This window comes from Klebsiella sp. PK18 (assembly GCF_057784655.1).
The window spans coordinates 929,778-950,969 of record NZ_CM173493.1; the positions used below are offsets into that span (position 1 = coordinate 929,778).

Annotated in this window: 24 protein-coding genes and 1 riboswitch; of the genes, 4 read left to right on the forward strand and 20 right to left on the reverse strand. The window is 60.6% G+C overall.

The window, feature by feature from the left end:
• Positions 1-30: 30 nt before the first annotated feature.
• The 20 genes from AC3EMD_RS04600 to pduA are packed head-to-tail and all read right to left on the reverse strand — an operon-like array spanning position 31 to position 15,849.
• Positions 31-1,245 carry an acetate/propionate family kinase gene (locus tag AC3EMD_RS04600; RefSeq protein WP_046621770.1) on the reverse strand — a complete coding sequence of 405 codons (1,215 nt, stop codon included), beginning with the start codon at positions 1,243-1,245 and terminating at the stop codon, positions 31-33.
• Positions 1,242-1,682, reverse strand: a complete 441-nt coding sequence (gene pduV / locus AC3EMD_RS04605) for a propanediol utilization protein PduV (RefSeq protein WP_110204206.1) — start codon at positions 1,680-1,682, stop codon at positions 1,242-1,244. Before pduV ends, AC3EMD_RS04600 begins: the two co-directional genes overlap by 4 nt.
• A 4-nt stretch (positions 1,683-1,686) precedes the next feature.
• Complete coding sequence (pduU, locus tag AC3EMD_RS04610) at positions 1,687-2,037, reverse strand: propanediol utilization microcompartment protein PduU (protein ID WP_002915850.1); 351 nt, start codon at positions 2,035-2,037, stop codon at positions 1,687-1,689.
• Positions 2,037-2,591 (reverse strand): propanediol utilization microcompartment protein PduT, encoded by a 555-nt coding sequence (gene pduT / locus AC3EMD_RS04615; protein WP_110204207.1) that lies wholly within the window; start codon positions 2,589-2,591, stop codon positions 2,037-2,039. Before pduT ends, pduU begins: the two co-directional genes overlap by 1 nt.
• A gap of 2 nt (positions 2,592-2,593) precedes the next feature.
• On the reverse strand, positions 2,594-3,946 hold the full coding sequence (locus tag AC3EMD_RS04620; RefSeq protein ID WP_117106254.1) for a 4Fe-4S dicluster domain-containing protein: 1,353 nt from the start codon (positions 3,944-3,946) through the stop codon (positions 2,594-2,596).
• On the reverse strand, positions 3,943-5,055 hold the full coding sequence (gene pduQ, locus AC3EMD_RS04625; protein WP_302073948.1) for a 1-propanol dehydrogenase PduQ: 1,113 nt from the start codon (positions 5,053-5,055) through the stop codon (positions 3,943-3,945). The genes AC3EMD_RS04620 and pduQ overlap by 4 nt, the downstream gene beginning before the upstream one ends.
• An 11-nt stretch (positions 5,056-5,066) precedes the next feature.
• On the reverse strand, positions 5,067-6,452 hold the full coding sequence (gene pduP / locus AC3EMD_RS04630; protein ID WP_032755433.1) for a CoA-acylating propionaldehyde dehydrogenase PduP: 1,386 nt from the start codon (positions 6,450-6,452) through the stop codon (positions 5,067-5,069).
• Positions 6,449-7,465, reverse strand: coding sequence for a two-domain cob(I)yrinic acid a,c-diamide adenosyltransferase PduO (gene pduO / locus AC3EMD_RS04635; protein WP_302073949.1), 1,017 nt, complete (start codon positions 7,463-7,465; stop codon positions 6,449-6,451). The genes pduP and pduO overlap by 4 nt, the downstream gene beginning before the upstream one ends.
• A 10-nt stretch (positions 7,466-7,475) precedes the next feature.
• A complete protein-coding gene (locus AC3EMD_RS04640; RefSeq protein ID WP_008806309.1) occupies positions 7,476-7,751 on the reverse strand; it encodes a EutN/CcmL family microcompartment protein in 276 nt (91 codons plus the stop codon).
• Between the two features lie 3 nt (positions 7,752-7,754).
• On the reverse strand, positions 7,755-8,246 hold the full coding sequence (gene pduM / locus AC3EMD_RS04645; protein WP_049139872.1) for a microcompartment protein PduM: 492 nt from the start codon (positions 8,244-8,246) through the stop codon (positions 7,755-7,757).
• The gene (locus tag AC3EMD_RS04650; protein WP_012540670.1) at positions 8,243-8,875 is read right to left on the reverse strand and encodes a phosphate propanoyltransferase; all 633 of its coding nucleotides are present in this window, start codon (positions 8,873-8,875) and stop codon (positions 8,243-8,245) included. Before AC3EMD_RS04650 ends, pduM begins: the two co-directional genes overlap by 4 nt.
• The gene (locus AC3EMD_RS04655; RefSeq protein WP_012967299.1) at positions 8,875-9,342 is read right to left on the reverse strand and encodes a BMC domain-containing protein; all 468 of its coding nucleotides are present in this window, start codon (positions 9,340-9,342) and stop codon (positions 8,875-8,877) included. The genes AC3EMD_RS04650 and AC3EMD_RS04655 overlap by 1 nt, the downstream gene beginning before the upstream one ends.
• Before the next feature lie 21 nt (positions 9,343-9,363).
• A complete protein-coding gene (gene pduJ / locus AC3EMD_RS04660; RefSeq protein ID WP_002915806.1) occupies positions 9,364-9,639 on the reverse strand; it encodes a propanediol utilization microcompartment protein PduJ in 276 nt (91 codons plus the stop codon).
• An 18-nt stretch (positions 9,640-9,657) separates the two neighbouring features.
• Positions 9,658-10,008 carry a glycerol dehydratase reactivase beta/small subunit family protein gene (locus tag AC3EMD_RS04665; protein ID WP_012540672.1) on the reverse strand — a complete coding sequence of 117 codons (351 nt, stop codon included), beginning with the start codon at positions 10,006-10,008 and terminating at the stop codon, positions 9,658-9,660.
• The gene (locus AC3EMD_RS04670) at positions 9,998-11,830 is read right to left on the reverse strand and encodes a diol dehydratase reactivase subunit alpha (RefSeq protein ID WP_016161756.1); all 1,833 of its coding nucleotides are present in this window, start codon (positions 11,828-11,830) and stop codon (positions 9,998-10,000) included. Before AC3EMD_RS04670 ends, AC3EMD_RS04665 begins: the two co-directional genes overlap by 11 nt.
• 12 nt (positions 11,831-11,842) lie before the next feature.
• Entirely contained in the window at positions 11,843-12,367 is a 525-nt protein-coding gene (pduE, locus tag AC3EMD_RS04675) for a propanediol dehydratase small subunit PduE (protein WP_302073950.1), read from the reverse strand.
• 14 nt (positions 12,368-12,381) lie between these two features.
• Positions 12,382-13,062: a propanediol dehydratase medium subunit PduD gene (gene pduD, locus AC3EMD_RS04680; RefSeq protein ID WP_016161755.1), complete on the reverse strand. Its 681-nt coding sequence runs from the start codon at positions 13,060-13,062 to the stop codon at positions 12,382-12,384.
• A 10-nt stretch (positions 13,063-13,072) separates the two neighbouring features.
• On the reverse strand, positions 13,073-14,737 hold the full coding sequence (gene pduC, locus AC3EMD_RS04685) for a propanediol dehydratase large subunit PduC (protein WP_302073951.1): 1,665 nt from the start codon (positions 14,735-14,737) through the stop codon (positions 13,073-13,075).
• Positions 14,738-14,755: 18 nt separating this feature from the next.
• Complete coding sequence (gene pduB / locus AC3EMD_RS04690; RefSeq protein ID WP_302073952.1) at positions 14,756-15,568, reverse strand: propanediol utilization microcompartment protein PduB; 813 nt, start codon at positions 15,566-15,568, stop codon at positions 14,756-14,758.
• Complete coding sequence (gene pduA, locus AC3EMD_RS04695) at positions 15,565-15,849, reverse strand: propanediol utilization microcompartment protein PduA (RefSeq protein WP_002915737.1); 285 nt, start codon at positions 15,847-15,849, stop codon at positions 15,565-15,567. The genes pduB and pduA overlap by 4 nt, the downstream gene beginning before the upstream one ends.
• 525 nt (positions 15,850-16,374) lie before the next feature.
• Here pduA and pduF point away from each other — a divergent pair.
• From pduF to cbiB, 4 genes are all read left to right on the forward strand, one after another.
• The gene (pduF, locus tag AC3EMD_RS04700) at positions 16,375-17,184 is read left to right on the forward strand and encodes a propanediol diffusion facilitator PduF (protein WP_302073953.1); all 810 of its coding nucleotides are present in this window, start codon (positions 16,375-16,377) and stop codon (positions 17,182-17,184) included.
• A gap of 202 nt (positions 17,185-17,386) precedes the next feature.
• Positions 17,387-18,298, forward strand: a complete 912-nt coding sequence (gene pocR, locus AC3EMD_RS04705; protein ID WP_032736359.1) for a transcriptional regulator PocR — start codon at positions 17,387-17,389, stop codon at positions 18,296-18,298.
• A gap of 280 nt (positions 18,299-18,578) precedes the next feature.
• Positions 18,579-18,756: riboswitch (cobalamin riboswitch) on the forward strand.
• 93 nt (positions 18,757-18,849) lie between these two features.
• A complete protein-coding gene (locus AC3EMD_RS04710; RefSeq protein ID WP_023340680.1) occupies positions 18,850-20,226 on the forward strand; it encodes a cobyrinic acid a,c-diamide synthase CobB in 1,377 nt (458 codons plus the stop codon).
• Positions 20,223-21,182: an adenosylcobinamide-phosphate synthase CbiB gene (cbiB, locus tag AC3EMD_RS04715; RefSeq protein ID WP_302073954.1), complete on the forward strand. Its 960-nt coding sequence runs from the start codon at positions 20,223-20,225 to the stop codon at positions 21,180-21,182. The genes AC3EMD_RS04710 and cbiB overlap by 4 nt, the downstream gene beginning before the upstream one ends.
• Positions 21,183-21,192 lie beyond the last annotated feature (10 nt).

Consider the following 21,192-nt stretch of genomic DNA (forward strand, 5'->3'; position numbering starts at 1 on the left):
CATGATTCTCCGCAAGAGGAGGTACGTCGTTTAGGCCGACACCGCCAGCTCGCGCGCCTGCGGCAAGGCAAGACGCATGACGTCGCGGGCAATCATTAGCTCTTCATTGGTGTTGATCACCGCCACTTTGACCAGCGCATTATCCGCCTGAATAAAGGTCGCGCTCCGCTGGTTTTTCTCGTCGTCCAGTGCGAGGCCGAGAAAATGCAAATTGCGGCAGATCGTCGCCCGCGCCCGGGCGGAATGCTCGCCTATGCCGCCGGTAAAGATCAGCGCGTCCAGACCTCCCATCTGCATGATATAGCTGCCGATAGTCGCGCGAATGCGTTCGGCAAACAGCGACAGCGCCAGAGCCGCCCTTTCGTTGCCGGCGTCGGCTGCCTGTTCGACGTCGCGGTAATCAGAAGACACGCCGGAGACGCCCAGCAGCCCGGATTCATTATTCAGCAGCTGGCTGAGCTGCAGGGCGGATTTCCCCTCTTTCTCCACCAGCCAGGGAAGAATCGACGGATCGATATCGCCGCTGCGGGTGCCCATCATCACCCCGGACTGGGGAGTAAAACCCATTGAGGTATTCACCGACTGCCCGCCTTTGATGGCGCAGACGCTACAGCCATTGCCCAGGTGGCAGCTCACTACCCGCAGGGCGCTCAGCGGTACGCCCAGCTTTTCCGCCAGCGCGCTGCTGACATAGTGATGGCTGGTGCCGTGAAAACCGTAGCGGCGAATGCCCAGCTCGGCGTAATAGCGCCAGGGCAGGGGATAGAGCCAGGCCTCCGGCGCCAGGGTCTGGTGAAAGGCGGTATCAAAAACTGCCACCGCCGGTACCGCGGGTAACAGCTGGCGAAAAAGACGAATGCCCAGCGCATTGACCGGGTTATGCAACGGCGCCAGCTCCGCCAGGCGTTCGATCTCCCGCAGGGTGTCGTCGCAGACCAGCGCGGCGTCTTTGAAGCGTTCGCCGCCGTGGGCGACGCGGTGGCCAACGCCGTCTATCTCCTGCAGGCTGCTCAGGATCCCGCGGCCGGTCAGCGCCTCCAGCAGCAGGGTCACTGCCTCATGGTGATCGGCGATGGGCAGCGTCTCCTGCCATTTCTGCGTCGGCGTTTTCAGCGTGAAGCGGGCCTCGGGCAGGCCAATACGTTCGATCAGCCCCTGGCAGAGCAACGCTCCCTGCGGCATGTTAAGCAGCTGAAATTTCAGGGAGGAGCTGCCGGCGTTGATCGCCATGATTTTATAGGTCATTGATATTCCTCTGCGTTCAGGCAGGCGAGCAGGTCATCAAGCCCGTCGCCGGTTAACGCGCTGGTGATAAAGATATTTTCGGCGCCTGCTGCCTCGAGCCATGCCCGGACCTGTTGCAGACGGGGCGGGGCGGCTAAATCGGCTTTGGTGATCACCCCGATGACCGGGCGGTTCATCGGAGCGGTAAGCCCCGGAGAAAAGGGTGACCAGGGCGCATCGGCATTCAGTACCAGCGCGATGACATCGGCCTCGCAGGCGCTGGTGAGCAGCGCGCTGTACAGGCAGCGGTTTTCCAGATATTCCCCCGGGGTGTCGATGGCGGTCGGCGTCCAGACGATGGCCTGCGTTTTTTGATAACGCAGGGTTTCGCCACGCAATACCTGGGTCAGCGAGGTTTTGCCGCACTGACTGGGTCCGATAAGCATCAGGCGTTTCATGGGCTCAGGTCCGGGTAATTGGACAGGCGGTGAAGCGCATCAGCTCACCAAGGGTGCGTGTGACCTGCCTGAGCGCGTACTCCACCGCGGAGACATCGCCGGTCAACACCACCGCGCCGGTGAAGCGATCGAGAAAGCCGATCTCCACCGCGCCAGACTTGGTGGCGATGTCGCAGGCGATGATTGACGCCTCACTGGGGGTAATGGTGAGAATGCCGATGGCGGAGACCGCGTCCGGCAGACCCAGCTTTTTGAACAGATCTTTGCCCGGATTGGCGATGAGATGCGCCAGAGTGACCTGTTTGCCCGGGACATACTCCTGGATCATGCGTTCGGTAGGGGTTTGCGGTTCCATTATCCCTCCATCAGCTGTTGCCACAGCGCATCGTGCGGTCGCGGGATCACTGCCCGGTAAACCAGTAATCCTTTCTCGCCTGCGCTGTCGCTGGCCACCGTGACGGCGTTGTCGACATCGGCGATATCACCCGCCACCACCATGTAGCATTTGCCGCCGATACCAAACGCCATATGAACGCGAACCAGGGTGACGTTGGCCGCTTTCACCGCGCGGTCGGCGGCGTTGATGCACGCTGCCACGCTCCAGGTTTCGACGATCCCCGCCGCCTGCCGCTGCTCGACCACGTTGAGTCCGCTGATCGCCGGCAGTACGCTGGGGTGAATGTTGGCCAGCACCAGGCTGTCCACCAGCATCTCCCCGGCGCGCGCCGTGCCGGCGGCGATTGCCTGTTGCACGGCGCCGACGTCGCCGCCGAGCATCAGCAGGAATTTCCCGGGACAAAGGGTTCTGCAGAGCAGGAGCTGTACGTTCGCGCTTTTCAGCATGACGTCGCCCAGCTCCATTCCCCTGGCGATGCTGGTCAGTTCTAAAATTCCGATAGCCTGGGTCATGATTAACCTCTTACAAGCGTAATGGCCTGCTCCGTGATGGCGGAGACCTGGCCGTCAATACTGGCGTGTACCGGCGCACCGAGGGCGTCGGCAGGGATGTCTGCCAGCAGCTGGCCGCGCGTTACTCGCTCTCCCGGTGCGACGCAGGGAACGGCGCTGATGCCGATATGCTGGCGCAGCGGCAGGGTGACGCAGCCCACCTCCGGCTCCACCGCCGTCAGCGGCGCCTCCTGATACCAGGGATCAAGCCCCAGTTTGCTGATGAGCCGTTTGACCGGCACCAGGCGGTGCTTCGCCATCTCGTCCGCCGGACGTAGCGGTCCCTCGTAGCGCAGGTTTTTCGCCCTCAGCTCACGTTTCAGCAGACGGTTGATGCGCATGGGGGAAATCCCCACCGGGCAGGCGACGCTCTCGCAAACGTTGCACTCCGAGCAGGTCAGGGCGCTGAGCAGCAGCGACGGGGTGGCCGCCTGGCGATAGTTCACCGCCCGCACCAGCAGGTGGGGAGAAAGCTCATGGCCGATCAGGTGCCGGGGGCATAAATCTGTGCATAAACGGCACTGTTCGCAGACGGTGCGGGCGATGGCGAGCAGGGTGCGTTCATCCTGCCGCCGTCGCTGGATCAATGGATGGTTGCCCGGGAGCACCAGCAGGCCGCCGGTGGTTTTGGTGACCGGTGTCTCGAGGGAGGTGATGAGTGCGCCCATCATCGGACCGCCGTTGATAAACCCCGGTTCGGCAACCGTCGCGCCGCCGGCCAGGGCCAGCACCTCGCGCAGCGACATGCCCAGCGGGACAGTCAGCGTCAGCGGACGGGCGACAGCGCCATTGACGGTCAACGTCCGGCGGGTCACCGGATAGCCCTGCTCCACGGCTCTGGCGATATTGAGTACCGTCTGAACGTTATTGACCACTACGCCGACGCTGACCGGCAGCGCGGCAGGCGGCACGCGACGACCCGTCGCCAGCCAGATAGTGAGCACCTCATCCCCGGCCGGATAGACATCAGGCAGAATATGCAGCCGGGCCCATTCCGGTAGTCGCGGGGTTAACGCCGCAATCGCCGGAGTATATTTCGCCTTCAGGGCAATGATCCCTTCCCGGGCGCCGGTGGCGGTCATTGCGTAACCCAGGCCGCGAATCAGCCGGTCAGCCTGCTGCGCCATCAGCTGTTGATCAACCTTCAGCATCGGTTCGCATTCAGCGGCGTTCACCAGCACGGTATCCACCCTGGCCTGCAGTTTGATGTGGGTCGGAAAGCCCGCCCCACCGGCGCCCACCACGCCGGCGGCCCGGACGCGCTCGCGGATCTCCGCCGCGTCAATGTCTGGTAGTGGCACTATCGCTTCACTCATTGCAGGCTCTCCAGCAGTTGCGCGATGGCCTCACCATCGACCGGGCGCGGGTTGGTGCGCAGGGTGGCGTCAGCCAGCGCGGCCGGCACCATGGCGGGAATTCGCGATAAGAAAAGGGGATATTTTTCCTGCAAGGCGCCCTTGAGGGTGGGAATGGCGCACTGCTGTTTCAGTGTTTCCACCGCGGCAAGCAGCGCCTGGAGAGCCTCCTGTTCGCCAGCTTCCGGCGGGCAGAACCGGCAGGCCCTGGCCAGGCGCGCATAGCGCTTCGCCGCTCGCGGCTCGCCGGCGTTGAAGCGGATCACCGCGGTCAGCAGCAGCGCGTTGGCCAGGCCATGGGGGAGGTGAAACTGGCCGCCAAGCTGATGGGCGATAGCATGATTGAGCCCAAGGCCAGCCTGGCTAAAGGCCATACCGGCAAGGGTTGAAGCATTGTGCATTTTGCTGCGGGTCGCAACGCAGTCGCCCTGGCGAACCGCAACGGGTAGGGCGCGAAACACCAGCCTGGCGGCCTTTTCCGCCAGCGCATCGGTAAAATCGGTGGCCTGCGGCGATACCCATGCCTCAAGGGCGTGGGTCAGGACGTCCAGTCCGGTATGGGCTGTGATGGTGGGCGGTACGCTGATCACCAGCGTTGGGTCGAGGATCGCCATGTCGGGACAGAGCGCCTCATGGAACAGCGGGTACTTGATCCCTTTTTCCGGGTCGCTGATGACGCAGGCGCTGGTCACTTCCGACCCGGTACCGCTGGTGGTGGGGATCGCCACGCAGGTGTCGACAGGCAGCCCGCCCTGCTGGCTGAACCAGACGATCGCCTTGGCGGCGTCCATCGCCGAGCCGCCGCCGAAGCCGATCACCACCCGCGGACGCAGGGCCTGCATCTGCGCTATCCCTTTCGCCACGGTGTGAATGGTCGGATCCGGTGTAATATCACTGAACACGCTGACGCGGTTGCTGGCGGGCAGCGCGGCGCGCAGCCGCTCGAACAGCGGCGAGCGCGCCAGGAAGCCGTCGCAGACGATCCAGATGTGCTGATGGCTAAAGCGCTGCAGCGCGGCCAGGCTGCCCGGGCCGCTGTAGAGGCGCGTTTGCAGAGAAAAGGTGTGCATGGCGCCCCCGGCTAGCGAATGGAAAAACCGTTGGTCAACACGCAGCGCCGCAGGCGGGCGAACGTCCGCGCGGAGGTGGTGCCTTCTCCGGTTGGCGTGGCGATGGTGAAGGTGGTAAACCCTTCGCCGCCGACGCCGATACCCGCGTAAGACGGACCATTTTTGACAAAAATGGAGGTCTGCAGCGTGCGTGCCGCCAGATTGAGCCGCGAGACATTCTGCGAGTGCATAATGGCGGTGTGGTGCAGACCCTCCTCAACGCGCAGGGCCAGCGCCAGGGCGCTATCAAAATCGGCGACCCGGACGATCGGCAGCACCGGCATCAGTTGCTCGCAGGTCACCCAGGGGTCGTTCGCCTGCACCTCGGCTATCAGCAGGCGAGGGGGGCGGGAAGGGACGGCGAGACCGGCGGCCGCCAGCAGCTCAGCCGGGCTCTTACCAACCAGTTTTTTATTCGCCGCGCCGTCGGGCAGGCAGACGGCTCGCAGGGTATCGGTCTCCTGCGGGCTCAACAGCAGCGCGTCAAAATCCTGCATCTGCTGGATCAGGCGGTCAGCGACGGAGGCGACGACGATCAGGCTTTTTTCGGCGATACAGGGCAGGTTGTAATCGAAGGCGGCGCCGCTGATGATATCTTCGGCGGCTTTGACGAGATCGGCCGTTTCATCAACGATGCACGGCGGATTGCCGGCGCCAGCGCCGATCACTTTTTTACCGCTTTTCATGCCCATCGCCACAATGCCAGGGCCGCCGGTGATAGCCAGAACGGCAATCAGCGGGTGGGCCATCATCTGTTGGGTGGCCTCAAAGGTCGGCTCGGCAACGGTGACCACCAGGTTACGGATCCCGCTGCAGCGGTAGGCGATCTCTTCGATCCTGGCAATAAGCGTTAACGAGACCTTTTTCGCGCCGGGATGAGGGCTGAAATAGACGCTGTTACCCGCCGCCAGCATGCTGATACTGTTGTTGATAATGGTTTCCGTTGGGTTGGTGCTGGGCGCCACGGCGCCAATAACCCCGAACGGCGAGTACTCAAACAGCACCATCCCGCCATCGCCGGTGAGGGCGCTGGTGGTGAGATCCTCAATGCCCGGTGTGTTCTCAAGGGCAGCTTTATTTTTCAGATATTTATCTTCTTTGTTGCCCATGCCGGTCTCCGTGGCGCTCTCCTCCGCCAGCGTCGCCAGCTCGGGGGCCAGCGTCTCCCGCAGCGCGCTGATAATGGCGCTGCGGGTTTTTAGCGGACACTGCTGATAGCGGAGAAAAGCCTGATGGGCGGCGTCGATGGCGCTGCCGACGTCGCGGAAAATGCCCTGCTGTTCCTGAGAAACGGGGGCGGGCGCGAGCTTTTCGCTGAGAATGGTGCGGATAAGGGTTTCCAGTTCTGCTGTATTCATTGATGTGTTCTCACGTTAAAGGCCGCCATAGCAGCCTGTGCAATAGCCATATCCTGCTCGATGCTGCCGCCGCTAATCCCGAGGCCGGCTATTAGCTGGCCATCGCGCCACAGCGGATATCCGCCGCCAAAGGTGACGACTTTGCCCTGCAGATGGCTCTCCAGACCGTACAGCGCAGCGCCTGGCTGTACGGTCGTCGCGAGCTCGTGGGTGGCGGTTTTCATGGCGACGGCGGTCCAGGCTTTTTTCGGCGCCAGCTCGCTGCTGACCAGCAGCGCATCGGGCATTCGCCAGGTCACGGTTTCGGTACCGTGTGCGTCAACGATGCTGACCACCACCGGCACCTGCAGCTGGCGGGCGTGTTCGATAGCCTGACGGGTAAGCTGATGCAGCTCGTGAAAGGAGAGTGCCCCGGCCTGGGCTTTGGGCGCGTCGGGCGAAGGCGACCCGCTGGCGGCCAGGTAGCGGGCCGCGATCTCCGCGACGAGCCGGCGCTGGTGATCGGCATGATCCTCGCTGCGCGCCAGGGCATACAGACAGTCAGATAAGCGGTTCAGATAACGCAGCAGTATCTGACGGAGAGTGACCTCTGCCGCCAGCTCGACCAGCCGGCGTTCCGCCCGACGGGCAACGGTGCGGGCCAGGTGCAGGCGACTGGCGGCTTCGCACCGCCCGGGCAACACAAACTGGTGCAGCGCCGGCACGCAGGCCATCTCGCGATCGATCGTCTGCTCCAGCAGGGCAATCTCTTCGCTGCTGATGTAGCGCTGGCCAGGTGATGGCTGTTCGCTGTCGCTGGCAAGTTCTGCGCTGAACCAGAAAATGTGCTGCTGCAGGGCTTCGAGCAGGGTGCGATGTTTCTCTTCAGCGACGGCGCAGACGCACAGGCTCAGCACAGCGTTCAGTTCATCCAGGGTGCCGTAGGCTTCGACGCGCGGATGCGTCTTGCTGACCCGCTGGCCGGTAAAGAGTGATGTACTGCCGGCATCGCCGGTTCGGGTATAAATAGCCACAGGCGCCCCCTTAGCGTGAAAGTGAGTCAACAATACCCACAACGGCAAGATCGATAGCCTCATTCGGGCCGCTAAAGACGTGGCGTGCGCTCGAGCCGCTGCAGAGCAGCACCAGCTCGCCGACGCCAGCGCCAACCGAATCTACCGCCACTTCATCGCCGCTCGCGGGCGGAAATGGATGTTCGTCGTCTGTGCTTACCCGGCGCACCAGCAGCAGTTTTTTGCCGTTCAGAGAGGGCGATTTTTGCGTCGAGACGACGGCGCCGGTCACGCGTGCCAGATGCATAGTTCACTCCTGCGTAATCAATTGAACATGCCGCGCGACGGCCGCTTCGCGGGCGAGGGCGGTGATAATGGGGCGGCGGCGCAGCACCAGATAACCTCCGTGGAGGCGGGCTACATCGGCGTAGGTGAGCACCGACGCGGCGTGAAGTCTGACGGGCTGGCCAGGCGGGTCGCTGAACGTCAGCGGCAAACGGGCGAGTTTTTTTACCGCCAGCGCGGGGAGCAGGGCGGGAAGCAGCGTTAGCTGTACCCGAACGCCCCAGGCCATCGCCTCATGCAACGCGCAACCGGCGGCCGTCAGCGCGCGCTGGCCGGTAAGCTGCTCCAGCAGCGGTAAATCCACCTGCACGATGCGCAGCGAAGCGTGCTGGCACAGCAGGCTGTGGATATCCGCTTCGCCGAGCTGGGCCACGCTGAGCGTGGCCGTACTCCGGGCGCGACGGCGCAGACGGGCGGCGACCTCTTCGACGATACGCTGCAGCATCGCGTGGTTCATGGCTTCGTCACCAGCGTAGCCCAGGCCTGCGCAGCGTCAGCGCCTGCCGCATTGGCTTCGTCAGTATCGATGTGCATCTCAAGACGCATATCCGGGGCTACGCGGACCGCTACATTGTCGAAGATAAGCCGCCTGTCGCTGCCTTCGATCGCCACCGCGACGCTATCGCCATGGGCGACGCGCAGGATCAGGGCATCGAGCGGGGACATATGAATATGTCGTTGGGCTACGATCGTCCCGCTGCTCAGCTCCAGTTCGGCAAAGGGGCTTATCAGGCGGATCCCTGGCGTGTCCTGCAGATTGCCTGACATGCGCAGCGGCGCGGCGATACCGAGGGTCCGGGCGTCGGTGCGTGAGATTTCCACCTGGCTGGTCTGGCGCAAAGGGCCGAGCAGGCGCACGTTATTTAATCGTCCTTTGGGGCCAACCAGAGTCACCGTCTGCTCTGCGGCATACTGCCCGGGCTGCAGCAGCGCTTTTTTCGGCTGGATGGGCTGAGCGGGAAAGAGCCTGGCATAGTCCTCCGCCGCTAAATGGATATGGCGACTGGAGATACCGATTGGGATGGGACGCTGGCGCATCTCATCCAGCACTTTGTTGACTGTTGAAGCCAGCTGTTGTTTATCCATTACGCGTCACCTCGTTTACCGGCGTGCAGGCACTGCGAGCGAGGTTCGCCTTTTTGCCGTGGACAGTGCGGGTCCAGGCACAGGTTGCAGGTCACCTGCTCCGCAGGGCGGGGGAGGGTGTCTGCGGGATCTCTGCGCTCATCCATTACGGTGGCGTTCTCCTCTTCCAGAGCAGCGTCAGGTGCTGGTGAAGGCGCTTCGACGCGGGCTGGCAGCAGGCCTGCGCCGGGCCTGGCGATAACCTTCTGCGCCACCAGCCCCTGCTGCCGGTCGGCGAGTTCGGCCCCGGTCATCACCGCCGCCTGGACAGAGGCCACATCACCGGCGATCTTCACCACCATCCAGCCGGAGCCGTTGGTCTTTTCCAGGGCGAGCAGCGTGATGGCGGCCGCTTTCGCCATGGCGTCGGCGCAGGTGATGGCCAGGGCCAGGCCGCTGACCTCAAGTAATCCCAGTGATTGCTTCACGCAGTGCTCCTTGTTTCAAGGTCAGACGGATTTCGGCAGAATGGCCTCAACATCGCTGTGCGGGCGTGGGATCACATGGCTGGACTTGACCTCGCCGACCACGCTGGCCGCCGCGCTCCCGGCGTCAACGGCGGCTTTGACTGCGCCGACGTCTCCGCGGACCATCACGGTAATCAGCCCGGAGCCAATTTTTTCGTAACCAATCAACTGCACGTTGGCGGATTTCACCATTGCATCAGCGGCTTCAATGGCGCCAACCAGGCCTTTCGTTTCAACCAGTCCTAGTGCGTTATTCATATTGTGTTCTCCTGTGGATTAAGCATTGCGATCCCGAAATGGGATCCCTTTGACGAGACGAGCCGCATTGTTGCCAGTGTTTCGCCGGGCCAGCCTGTCCTGGTGATACCTCAGCGAAAACAGCGGAGTTGATGCGGGTAAATTTTTGTAGTGCACGATGAGCTGTTCCCGGTCGCAGGCGATGCCCACCAGCAGCGGCGAACGCTGCGCCGCCTGCCAGGCGTGATGGACAAGATCGCCGCCGGTCCGCGGTTGCAGAACGAAAGGAATGCCTTCCTCTTCAATGCCCAGCAGGACATCGCGCCACTGTTCGCTGCATTCGTCAGTGACCGCAATGACGATGGCGGGGGTGACGAGGCTACTCTCCATGCGTACCTCCTTTTTGCCAGGCAAGGAGTAATCCGCTGGCGACCGCATTGCGCGGGCCTTCACTGCCGCGGATGTTGCCGCGCCCGGCAACCAGCCGGTAGTGCGCCAGCGCGTCGGTGACCAGCTGGGGGATCTCGAAATCGAGGGACGAGCCGCCCACCAGCACTACGAACGGGATGTCGCGAATGTTGCCGGTAGGACTCACCTGGCGTAACGCCCGCAGGGCGTTGGTGACAAAGACGCGTGATTTGGCGCTACGGCGAATGGCGCGCACTTTCTCCAGCGGCAGATCGCCGGGCAGGGGAACCAGTTCATCCGGTTTCACCACGCAGACGCGGGCAAATACCGCCGGTGGTAAGGCCGACGGAAAAAACTGGACGCTGCCGTCTTCATGACGCAGATGAAACAGGCTTTCGACTTTCGCCAGCGGGTATTTTTTGATCTCTTCCGCCAGGTAGCGGTCCTCAAGCCCCAGCTCGCGGGCGATGATCATCGTGACCATATCGCCGGCGCCGGCCAGGTGAGTGGCGCTGATCTCTCCTTGCGCATTGATAATGGAGGCGTCGGTCGACCCGGCGCCCAGATCGAGGATCGCCAGCGGGCGCGTGGTGCCGGGAGTGGTGAGCGCCCCGAGAATGGCCGCTTCCGCCTCAGCGCCACCCACCTGAACCGCAATCTGCAGTTTGTGCTCAATTTCACGGGCGATCAGGGCCATCTGCAGGCGATCCGACTTGACCATCGAGGCGATACCCACCGCCTGCTCCAGCGAGAACTCCCCCGCCAGGCCACCGGTCACGCTGACCGGCACCGCCGTATCAACGGCCAGCAGATCCTGAATGCGGATCTCCTGAGCTGGCTTATTGGTAAGCTCAGCCATGGTCTGGCGCACATGCTCAAGCATGCCGCCGATATTGGTGCCCGCTTCTCCCGCGACGTTGTCCAGTTTGCCGCAGCCGTCAACCGCCTTCATGATGGCTTCCGCCCCGGCGGCCACATCAACCTGTACGCTGCGCCCCTGAGCGATGAGCAGCAGATTCCCCGCCGGAATAGTCCGTGCCTTGACGTCGCCGGAGGGGGTTTTCACCACTACGGCCGAACGATTGCCAATCAGCGCCCGCGCCATTGGCACGATATTTTTGGTCTCTTCGGCGTTGAGATTGAAAACGGTGGCAATACCATAGGGGTTGGAGAGCGTTTCGATAATCTTGCCGGGTAAAGCGACCTCGACCGCCGCCAGCATGCCAAGTGGAATACGGTCGATATGCTGAACTTCATCGATCACCGGCAGCGGTTGCTGTAGCCGGTTATTGACCAGCACGCCGTCATCCTGCTGCAAAATAATGCCGGAAATCTGATAGCCCGCTGCCGTCGCCGCATTGACCATCGCAGCGACATCGGCAAAGTCAAAGGCTGAGGAGACCACCAGAATATAGGGGGCGTCCGCAGCGCAGGACAGCAGCGCCTCCGGTGTGATGGTGATGCCGACCCCCAGTCCGACGCCGCCGGGTGTCTTCGGGTTGTGGCCGATCATGGTGGACTCGGTGATGATGGTTTCCGTGATGGTCTCCATCGCCACATCGCCAATGACCGGCGTGGCTTCGTTAATGCGAATAAGCGAGATATCGCTGACCTGAATGCCTGCCGCTTTTGCCGCCTGTGTTAGCGCCTCCTGAATACCGAACACATTACGTAATGTGCCTTTAATACCGGTGGTTTCAGCCAGCGCGCTGTGGCGGATGTTCAGCACACCTGCGTCATCGACCGTCGCCAGGGCGACCTCTGTCGATGAGTTGCCAATATCAATGCCAGCGATATAGCGCATGCTTGCCCCCTGTTAATCGTCGCCTTTCAGTTTCTTACGCTCGACGTACAGCCCGGCCGCTTCCCGAACAAAGGCGGCACAGATCCGGGCCTGGTAGCGATGCTCCAGGTCGTCAGCGATCGCCAGTAGCTCCGCCTGGGTGGAACGGTATGGGCGCAGGGCGTTGTAGATCTCAAGGATCCGGTCGTCGGGAACCGCGGTGAGCTCGGCGGCCCGCTCAAAGTTCATCGCCAGCCGATCGCGTCCGGCATCCTGGGCGATCGCCGCCTGCATCCGCAGCGTTTCAGGGGTAATGCGCATGTCCTGCGCCGTAACGCGATCGCTTAATACGTTCTCCAGCGTCAGGTCATCGAGCGTTTTATTGGTAGCGGTTTTGACCCACTCCGGATGGCGGGTGGCTAACGGGTAGTCGCTGACTTTAGGCTGGCGAGCGGTGTCGTTTGTCGTTGCGGCTGGCGCGGGCGTTGCCCCGTCCTGTAGGCTGTTCATCCGGCTCAGCACGTCGCGTACCATGGATTCAATTGCGTCGGTATTCATCGGGATATCCTTTGTTAAAGCGCCATGCGCAGTTCCTGCGGGTTTTTGCCGGTCACTACGTATTTGGTCTCTTTAATGTGCAAAATGGCCGACTTCGCCTGGTATTTGGGACGAGCCATCTGATCGTTGAGCGTCGGCACTGGCTGTGGCGACTCGCGTTTGGCGTAGCGCGCGGCGTTTTTGCCAATCTGGCGGTAGGTTTCCAGGGTCAGCAGCGGCGCCTGCGGGAAGAGTTCCAGATTGGAAAGCGGCGGCAGGCCCCGCTGGTGGATGACGGTGGTGCCTTTCGACTGAATACCGATCGAGATGCCGGAGCCGCTCAGGCGGTTGCCTTCCACCGCCACGAAGGCGACGTCAGAAGATTTAAAGCAGCGGATCACCCGGGCTTTGATGCCTTCTTCCTCAATGCCGGCGATCACTTCGCGCAGGATATTTTTATGCGGAATGCCGACGATATTGGCGGTTTGCGCCAGGCCAAAGGCGGGCCCGACGGCAATGATGACTTCATCCTGCTGCGTGCCGGGTTTGGCTTCGCCGATTTCCGTCAGGAAGCTGTCGCTGGACACAGGCGCAACAGCGGCCGACGCGACGGAAGCGGCAGGCGCGCTAAAGGAGACCGGCTTATCTGCGCCTGATTTCATCTCCGACAGCACCTCTTCGATAATCTGGCGCAGCAGCGTTTCGTTAATTTCCATTTTTCACCCCTTAGCCAAGTTCATTGGGATCGAGCGCGCCCGGGATATTTTTAATCTCTTCCCAGCGCTCGCCTTGCAGGCGGTAGCCTGTTGCCGGACCGGCATAATCGTTCACGTCATTCACGGCCGAGAGCACCTGGCCTTCGCCGACGATGATGGCGGAGGTGTGCAGGTAGTCGCCGGTGAGCTTGGCTTTCTGAATATTGAGCATGTCCTGGGCGACATCGGGGAAGCCGCCTTTCGCCAGGGCTTTCACCACCTCCAGGCCGTTGCGGTTCTTGTTGATGATCTCCTGGGCAAACTTGATGTCCTCAACGATGTTGCGCTCAGGCATATCTTTTGAACCGTGGGCGTAAGTGGCGGCCTCCACCTCTTCATCCGTAATTGGCGGCAAACCCATGCCGGCAAATACCGCTTGCAGCGCGCGGGCGGCTTTATTACGAATGGTAATCACGTCCTCTTCACGCACCGGCCGCAGGCCGCCATCGACCTTCAGATCGCGCTGGATCACGTTGTAGTCGTCGAAGTCTTCGGCATCTTCGTTGGAACCGGCAAACATGTTGTCGTAGTTCGGCACCGCCGAGTAACCGGAGGAGATAAAGTCGGTGCCTGGCAGGAACTGCATTAGCAGGCGCGCGGTACGCCGCATATCCGAGTGGGTAAAGGTTTGATCGTTACTGGAGGCGCACTCCAGATCCAGCGCTGAGCAAATCAGGTTTTCCGCCAGTACGGCGCGGATACCCGACGGTACGGCGGACGGCACGCCGATACAGCTGACGGAGCCATTCTGCAGGCCTTGCACCCCGGCGGCTTTGGTGATGTAGATGCAGCGCGCTTCGAGATACAGCATCGATTTGCCTTCGGCATAACCCATCTGCACTTCAGAGCCGGAGCCGGAGGTAAAGCGCATTTTCAGGCCGCGCGAGGCGTAGGAGGAGGCGAGGAAGCCTTTCGACCATGGGGTGTCATCGCCATCGGTAAACACCGGTTCCGTACCGTAGACCGAAATGGTTTCGGCATAGCAGGTATGGCCCAGCATGCCCAGTTTCAGCTCGGTGGCTTCTTCCAGGGAACACTGGGTGAGGACGCCGGGGCGGCCCACCTGTGAACCGACCAGCAGGGCGATGGCGTTGAACGGCGCGTAGCGCGCCACGGCGACGGTGGTCTCCTGCTCGTCAAAGCCGCGCCATGCGCCTTCAGCGGCGTCGGCGGCAATCTGTACCGGGTTATCTTTGATATTGGTGACATGCGCCTGCTGGGACGGCGTGCGGCGGGCGCGCATTTTTTGCATCGCCATCATCATCTCGACCACGTTCATATGCGACACCACTTCGACGATTTTCGCCGGGGTCATCGCGGTGGTGAGCGGCACGATGTCGCTGCGTTTAACGTTCGGGTCGCAGAGCATATTGGCGAGCTTGACCGAATCCATGGCCATCACTTCTTCGGCACGCGCCAGATTAATACCGTAGCGCGCGATAAAGTGGTCAATCAGGTCGAACTGCTCAACCGGTTTGCCGTCGAGTTCGGTCACCGCGCCGTTGACGATGCGGATAGAGGGTTTGGGATCGTTAGGGCTTTCCATCGCGATAAAGCCCTCTTCGATCCACTCCTTAACGAAACCATCCTGATTCACAGGGCGTTTCGCCAGTGCTTCAAATCTTTTCGATCTCATGAATCAGCCTCGCGGGTATTAAATGTAGGAGGGGCGATCGTTTTTCGGTTCGGCGCCCAGCGTCCCCAGTACGGTTTTGCCGATCTCCCGGGCGGAGATCACCGCCTGGCGCACCGCGCCGGAGTCGCCGGAAATCACCAGGATGGCTTCGTTGCTGAAGCTGGTGCCGTGGGCCGGTGAGCTGTAAGTCACCACTTCGACGTTGGCTGATTTCAGCGCGGTATCGGCCATCAGCACGCCAACGGACGCCGGCGCGCCGACGATAATCCCGCAGGCGCGGCCCAGCGGAGCGCCGAAGGCTTTTTCCAGGGCGTAGCTGGCGCGCGCGGTATACTGCAGCTCGATATGACCCGCCTCGTTGCCGTAGACATCGCCGAAAGTACGGTCCAGCTCTTTCAGCGCGACCTCAATCCCGCGTTTGACGTCGGAAACATCGTTCCCGCCCAGCACAATCAGCGAGCCATGGCCGGCGCCGCCTTTGGTGTCGCGAGGAAGCTCAATGCTGACCACTTCGGTGTTGGTGGCTTTGACCGCTTCATCGGCGGCCATAATGTGCGGCCCGGCGCCGGTGCGCGCACCGAGGATGCCGATAGAGCGATAGCGTTTTTCAAGCTTCATGGCTTCCAGCAATGCGGCATCCACGTTGGCGATGACCAGCCCGAGGGTGTCGCCAATGGCGGTCCCGACAAATTCCGTTAAGCTGCAGCTTTTCTCTGCCATAGCCGTTTCTCCTGTGGGATGGGGGGTATCGGGAAGCGCCTGCTGCTCTGGCGTCGCCACACGGGCTATGACTTGCGCCATGATCTGTTCAACCAGCTCATTGCTGCTCATTGGCTATTCCCCTTCGGTAAGATTTTTTCAACATCGGTATGGGGGCGGGGAATGACGTGTACGGCTTTCACCTCGCCCACGTGGCGGGCTGCGGCGGCACCGGCGTCGGTAGCGGCTTTAACTGCCCCCACGTCGCCGCGCACGATGACGGTCACCAGGCCTGAACCGATCCTTTCGTAGCCCACTAATAAAACATTGGCCGACTTAACCATTGCGTCAGCGGCCTCTATGGCTGCGGTTAAGCCTTTGGTTTCTACCATTCCTAATGCTTCTTGTTGCATAAAGACCTCGCAGGGTATGTTCCAGTGAGGGAACTATATGGCGGGGCGGCGAAAAAGAATGGCTGAGTTGATAGTGTAGAGCGAAAAAATAGTGGTTTTTATATAATAATAAATAGCCATTATTTGTTTTATATTGTTGTTTTTTATTGGTTTTTATTTTTGTTATTAATGTGATTATCTTGCGGATGCTGTTCCGTATTTACATTTTCAGGCGTGATTTTTTAAATTATTTTTGCTATGCGAGATTTTGCATGGTGTGATATTTGTTGGAAAATAAGCACTGCGCTTTTGCAATTTTTTATTATTGAGTTGGAAATAAAAATATCCCCTGAACGCCCGCCATTGCTGCATGAATTCGCGAGCAAATAGCAATAAATTGCTCTTCTTCAGCGACTTTACGCCGCCCGTTTTCCGCAGGATGCCAACACTTTGCTGCCGCCGGTTTCTATAGTGGGCCTCGCCGTACCCAAGGCGCCAGCCGATGGTTGGCTGGCCTGGACACGAACTTCGTCAAGAGGTGTCACAATGAATGGTTCTTTACGCGCGCAATGTATCGCCGAGTTTTTAGGCACCGGGCTATTTCTGTTTTTTGGTATCTGCTGCCTGAGTGCTCTGAAGCTGGCTGGCGCCAGCCTGGGGCTGTGGGAGATCTGTATTATCTGGGGACTGGGTATTTCTCTGGCGGTGTACCTGACGGCCGGCATTTCGGGGGGGCATCTGAACCCCGCCGTCACCGTCGCCCTGTGGCTGTTTGCCTGCTTCCCGGGCAGAAAAGTGGTGCCCTATATCGTGGCCCAGGTCGCCGGCGCGTTTGGCGGCGCCGTGTTGGCCTGGATACTTTACAGCACCCTGTTTACACAATTTGAAACGGTACATCATATGGTGCGTGGCAGCCTGGAAAGCCTGCAGCTGGCCAGTATCTTCAGTACCTACCCGGCGCCTGAGCTCAGCATCTGGAATGCGGCGCTGGTGGAGGTGGTGATCACTTCAATGCTGATGGGGATGATCATGGCGCTCACCGATGATGGCAACGGTGTACCCAAGGGCCCGCTGGCGCCGCTGTTGATTGGCATTCTGGTGGCGGTGATCGGCGCCTCGACCGGGCCGCTTACCGGTTTTGCGATGAACCCGGCGCGCGATTTTGGCCCGAAATTATTTGCCTGGCTCGCCGGGTGGGGCGACATCGCGATGACTGGCGGAAGGGATATTCCCTATTTTATCGTGCCCATCATCGCGCCATTGCTGGGCGCCTGCCTCGGCGCCGCAATTTATCGTTTTCTCATCGCCAATAATCTTCCCTGTCATACCTGCGTTGAGGAGAAAAATACGCGTTAGCATCCAGTGAAAAATGTATTACTGAAATAGCAAAACTATTTCATGAACCGATATCACGAACAGCTCAAAAAGTCTCCCCGGGTTGGGAGACTTTTGTTATTGTCAATGCACTTTTTTATCGTCGACGGGATCTGATGCTAAAAAAGGGAAATATGAATAATATGTTTTATTTATAACAAAAAATTAACTGAGGGGTTTTATCATGATTTCTGCGAGTACCCTGAACTCAGAACTCATCAATAAAATCGCACAGGATTTTGCGCAAGCCACCAGTCTGGCGGTTGTGGTCGTCAATATTCACGGTGATGAGATTTCTGAACTGTTTAATTTCACGCCGTTTTGCCAACTCATGCGTCAGCATCCGGAGCACAGCGGACGCTGTCGCATGAGCGACCGCTGCGGCGGGCTGGAAGCTTCGAAAAATGACCAGCTGTGTATCTACCGCTGTCACGCGGGGTTAACCGATTTTTCCATCCCGCTGGTGATCGCCGGCCACCTCGTTGGCTTCGTGCTATGCGGCCAGGTGCGTCTGAGCAATGATATTGAACTGGTTGATATTCTGAACGTGGATGACCGCTGGCAGGACGATCCGGCGCTGGTCCAGGCGTTTCGCGATGTGCCTGAGATGGACTATTCGCGGGTTATCGCTTCGGCGGATCTGCTGAAGCTGATCGTCGAGAATTGCCTGAAAAAACAGCTCAACTTTGTGGTTATCAAAGATAACCCGCCGCAGAACGACCCGGCGCAGGCCAGCCGGGCGGCCTCGCCGCACGATGGCAAAATGAAGAAGGCGCTGCGCTATATCGACGCGCATCTCTCCGATGAACTGCGTCTGGAGGACGTGGCGGCGCACGTCTATCTCAGCCCGTACTACTTCAGCAAACTGTTTAAAAAGTATCAGGGGATCGGCTTTAACGCCTGGGTCAATCAGCAGCGGATGGCAAGCGCAAAAGAGCTGCTATGCCACAGCGACTGGAGCATTGCCAGCATCGCGCGGAATTTAGGTTTTTCGCAAACCAGCTATTTTTGCAAAGTGTTTCGCCAGACCTATCAGGTAACGCCGCAGGCATTTCGTCAGCAAATTAATGCCGGATCACAAACTGAGTCTTTTTAAATGACAATATTTTGCTATTGCCGATTTTTGATATCCCGGAGTATCTTCATCATTATAAAATGAAAAAAATGACAGTAGAGCAATAAATTGTCATAGCGCAACAAAATAGTGATATTCGAGGGATAAACTACACCAGTTTTTATTTTTGTGATGGGATAGAGTGTCCGTTAATACGAGACTGATGAATATCACAACACCGCTTCACCTCGCGGACGTCATTTTGCAGGCGATGAGGCGGTAAAAGTAAGCGTGAAACATTAACCGCGGATGCATGGCGCATCGGCGAATACAACCGACAGGTTCGACACCAGTTTGGTGTCAGGGAAGGGGGTGTAAATCCCCCGCAGCCCCCGCTGCTGTGATGCTGACGACCCCGCAAAAACCACTGATCGAAAGATTGGGAAGGGCGGGCGAGAACGAGGCTAAGCCAGAAGACCTGCCTGCCGGTAACTGACCAACAACTTCGGTGGGAAGTGGGTGGCTTAGCGGTGCGTGGTCGCAGGACCAGGCATGCGCGCAGCTATACCCCGACCACCTGAACAGGACAGGGTATGGCAACCAGGCGTGCGTTTATTCTTGCGGGTACCGGCAGCGGTTGTGGCAAAACCACCGTTACGCTTGGCCTGCTCAGCTTGCTCCAACAGCGCGGTTTGCGGGTGCAACCGTGTAAAGTGGGGCCAGACTACCTGGACACCGCCTGGCACACCGCCATCAGCGGCGTCGCCTCCCGCAATCTCGACAGCTTTATGCTTCCCGCCCCGATACTCAACGCGCTGTTTGCCGAACAACTGCAGCAGGCCGACATCGCGGTTATCGAAGGGGTGATGGGCCTGTATGACGGCTACGGCATCGACCCCAACTACTGCAGCAGCGCGGCGATGGCCAAACAGCTTGGCTGCCCGGTGATTTTGCTGGTGGATGGCAAAGCGGTGTCGACTTCCATCGCCGCCACGGTGATGGGCTTTCAACACTTTGATCCGGCCCTCAACATTGCTGGCGTTATCGTCAATCGGGTTAACAGCGACGCGCACTTCCAGCTGCTGAAAAGCGCCATTGAGCGCTACTGTCAGGTGCCAGTGCTCGGCTATGTGCCGCGCGTGGAAGGCGTGGCGCTGCCTGAACGGCATCTGGGGCTGGTGACCGCCCGCGAGTCGGTGGTCAATCAGCAGGCATGGCGGGATTTTGCCAGCCTGCTGGGGCGCACCCTCGACATAGACCGGCTACTGGCCCTCAGCGAACTGGCCGCCATGCCGGCCGGCGAGTGGGGGGAACAGCTTGCCGCCGACGCCGGCGAAGGACTGACGCTGGCCCTCGCCGACGATGAGGCCTTCAATTTTTATTACCCCGATAACCTGGCGCTGCTGGCGCGCTGCGGCGTGAAGATGGTGCGCTTTAGCCCGCTGCGCGATCGCCAGCTGCCGGCCTGCCAGATGATCTGGCTCGGTGGCGGCTACCCGGAGCTGCATGCGGCCGGGCTGTCCGCCAACCATGAGATGCTGGCGCAGCTTCGCGCGGCGCACCGGCGCGGGGTGGCGATCTACGCCGAGTGCGGCGGCCTGATGTATCTGGGCACGACCCTGGAAGTCACCGGCGGCGAGCGCTACGCCATGGCGGATATTATTCCTGGACACAGCCGAATGGGGACGCGTCTGACCCGGTTCGGCTACTGCGAAGCGCAGGCGCAGCAGCAGACGCTGCTGGCCGCTCCTGGCGAGTGGCTGCGCGGCCATGAATTTCATTACTCCGATTTTTCGCCCGCCACCCCTGCCGTACTGGCCTGCCGTAAACAGCGAGACGGTAAGACGCTCCAGCAGTGGCCGGGAGGATGGCAGTCCGGCAGCGCCTTTGCCAGCTATCTCCATGTCCACTTTGCCCAGCGCCCCACCATGCTCAACCACTGGCTGCGAGCGGCAAGGAGGGCGCAATGACTCTTCTCGCCTGGTGTGTGGCCTGGATACTTGATGTGCTCATTGGCGATCCGCCGCACTGGCCGCATCCGGTGCGCTGGATAGGTCGCCTGATCACCGTCAGCCAGCGTGTGGTGCGGCGCGTCTGCCATAGCGACCGGGCGCTGCGCATCGGCGGCGGGGTAATGTGGCTGGTGGTGACCGGCCTGACATGGGGCGTGGCCTGGGGCGCACTGGCGCTGGCGCACGGGCTCCATCCCTGGCTGGGATGGCTGGTGGAGGTGTGGATGATCTTCACCGTGCTGGCGGGACGCTGTCTGGCACAGTCGGCGATGGCGGTGGCCCGGCCGCTGCAGGCCGGGGATCTCGCCGAAAGCCGGCATAAGCTCTCCTGGATTGTCGGGCGCGACACCTCTCAGCTCCAGCCCGCGCAGATCAACCGTGCGGTGGTGGAGACCGTGGCGGAAAACACGGTGGATGGCATTATCGCGCCGCTCTTTTTCCTGCTGCTGGGCGGCGCGCCGCTGGCCATGGCCTATAAAGCGGTCAACACCCTCGATTCCATGGTCGGCTATAAACACGAAAAATACCGGGCGATCGGCATGGTCAGCGCCCGTCTTGATGATGTAGCCAACTTCCTTCCCGCCCGGCTGAGCTGGCTGCTGCTCAGCCTTGCCGCAGCGCTATGCCGGGAAGATGGCGCCCGGGCGCTGCGTACGGGCTGGCGCGATCGTTATCAGCACAGCAGTCCTAACTGCGCCTGGCCGGAAGCGACCGTCGCCGGCGCGCTGGGGATCCGCATTGGCGGCCCGAACGATTACTTCGGCCAGCGCGTTGAAAAGCCCTGGATAGGCGACGCCGTCCGCGACATCGCGGTGGACGATATTTCCCGAACCATTCGATTAATGTGGGTGGCGTCAAGCCTGGCGCTGGCGCTATTTATCGGCGTGCGCTACTGGCTGGTCGGCGCGGCCTGAGGAGAACCTG

What these genes read in the sequence shown, in the direction of transcription:
- AC3EMD_RS04710 (WP_023340680.1), top strand. Translation starts at nt 18,850, where the DNA reads ATGGCAACCAGGCGTGCGTTTATTCTTGCGGGTACCGGCAGCGGTTGT.
- AC3EMD_RS04620 (WP_117106254.1), bottom strand. Translation starts at nt 3,946, where the DNA reads ATGAGTGAAGCGATAGTGCCACTACCAGACATTGACGCGGCGGAGATC.
- pduA (WP_002915737.1), bottom strand. Translation starts at nt 15,849, where the DNA reads ATGCAACAAGAAGCATTAGGAATGGTAGAAACCAAAGGCTTAACCGCA.
- AC3EMD_RS04640 (WP_008806309.1), bottom strand. Translation starts at nt 7,751, where the DNA reads ATGCATCTGGCACGCGTGACCGGCGCCGTCGTCTCGACGCAAAAATCG.
- cbiB (WP_302073954.1), top strand. Translation starts at nt 20,223, where the DNA reads ATGACTCTTCTCGCCTGGTGTGTGGCCTGGATACTTGATGTGCTCATT.
- AC3EMD_RS04665 (WP_012540672.1), bottom strand. Translation starts at nt 10,008, where the DNA reads ATGGAGAGTAGCCTCGTCACCCCCGCCATCGTCATTGCGGTCACTGAC.
- pduF (WP_302073953.1), top strand. Translation starts at nt 16,375, where the DNA reads ATGAATGGTTCTTTACGCGCGCAATGTATCGCCGAGTTTTTAGGCACC.
- pduU (WP_002915850.1), bottom strand. Translation starts at nt 2,037, where the DNA reads ATGGAACCGCAAACCCCTACCGAACGCATGATCCAGGAGTATGTCCCG.
- AC3EMD_RS04600 (WP_046621770.1), bottom strand. Translation starts at nt 1,245, where the DNA reads ATGACCTATAAAATCATGGCGATCAACGCCGGCAGCTCCTCCCTGAAA.
- pduD (WP_016161755.1), bottom strand. Translation starts at nt 13,062, where the DNA reads ATGGAAATTAACGAAACGCTGCTGCGCCAGATTATCGAAGAGGTGCTG.
- pduQ (WP_302073948.1), bottom strand. Translation starts at nt 5,055, where the DNA reads ATGCACACCTTTTCTCTGCAAACGCGCCTCTACAGCGGCCCGGGCAGC.
- pduB (WP_302073952.1), bottom strand. Translation starts at nt 15,568, where the DNA reads ATGAGCAGCAATGAGCTGGTTGAACAGATCATGGCGCAAGTCATAGCC.
- pduM (WP_049139872.1), bottom strand. Translation starts at nt 8,246, where the DNA reads ATGAACCACGCGATGCTGCAGCGTATCGTCGAAGAGGTCGCCGCCCGT.
- AC3EMD_RS04670 (WP_016161756.1), bottom strand. Translation starts at nt 11,830, where the DNA reads ATGCGCTATATCGCTGGCATTGATATTGGCAACTCATCGACAGAGGTC.
- pduT (WP_110204207.1), bottom strand. Translation starts at nt 2,591, where the DNA reads ATGACCCAGGCTATCGGAATTTTAGAACTGACCAGCATCGCCAGGGGA.
- pocR (WP_032736359.1), top strand. Translation starts at nt 17,387, where the DNA reads ATGATTTCTGCGAGTACCCTGAACTCAGAACTCATCAATAAAATCGCA.
- pduV (WP_110204206.1), bottom strand. Translation starts at nt 1,682, where the DNA reads ATGAAACGCCTGATGCTTATCGGACCCAGTCAGTGCGGCAAAACCTCG.
- AC3EMD_RS04650 (WP_012540670.1), bottom strand. Translation starts at nt 8,875, where the DNA reads ATGGATAAACAACAGCTGGCTTCAACAGTCAACAAAGTGCTGGATGAG.
- pduE (WP_302073950.1), bottom strand. Translation starts at nt 12,367, where the DNA reads ATGAATACCGACGCAATTGAATCCATGGTACGCGACGTGCTGAGCCGG.
- pduP (WP_032755433.1), bottom strand. Translation starts at nt 6,452, where the DNA reads ATGAATACAGCAGAACTGGAAACCCTTATCCGCACCATTCTCAGCGAA.
- pduJ (WP_002915806.1), bottom strand. Translation starts at nt 9,639, where the DNA reads ATGAATAACGCACTAGGACTGGTTGAAACGAAAGGCCTGGTTGGCGCC.
- pduC (WP_302073951.1), bottom strand. Translation starts at nt 14,737, where the DNA reads ATGAGATCGAAAAGATTTGAAGCACTGGCGAAACGCCCTGTGAATCAG.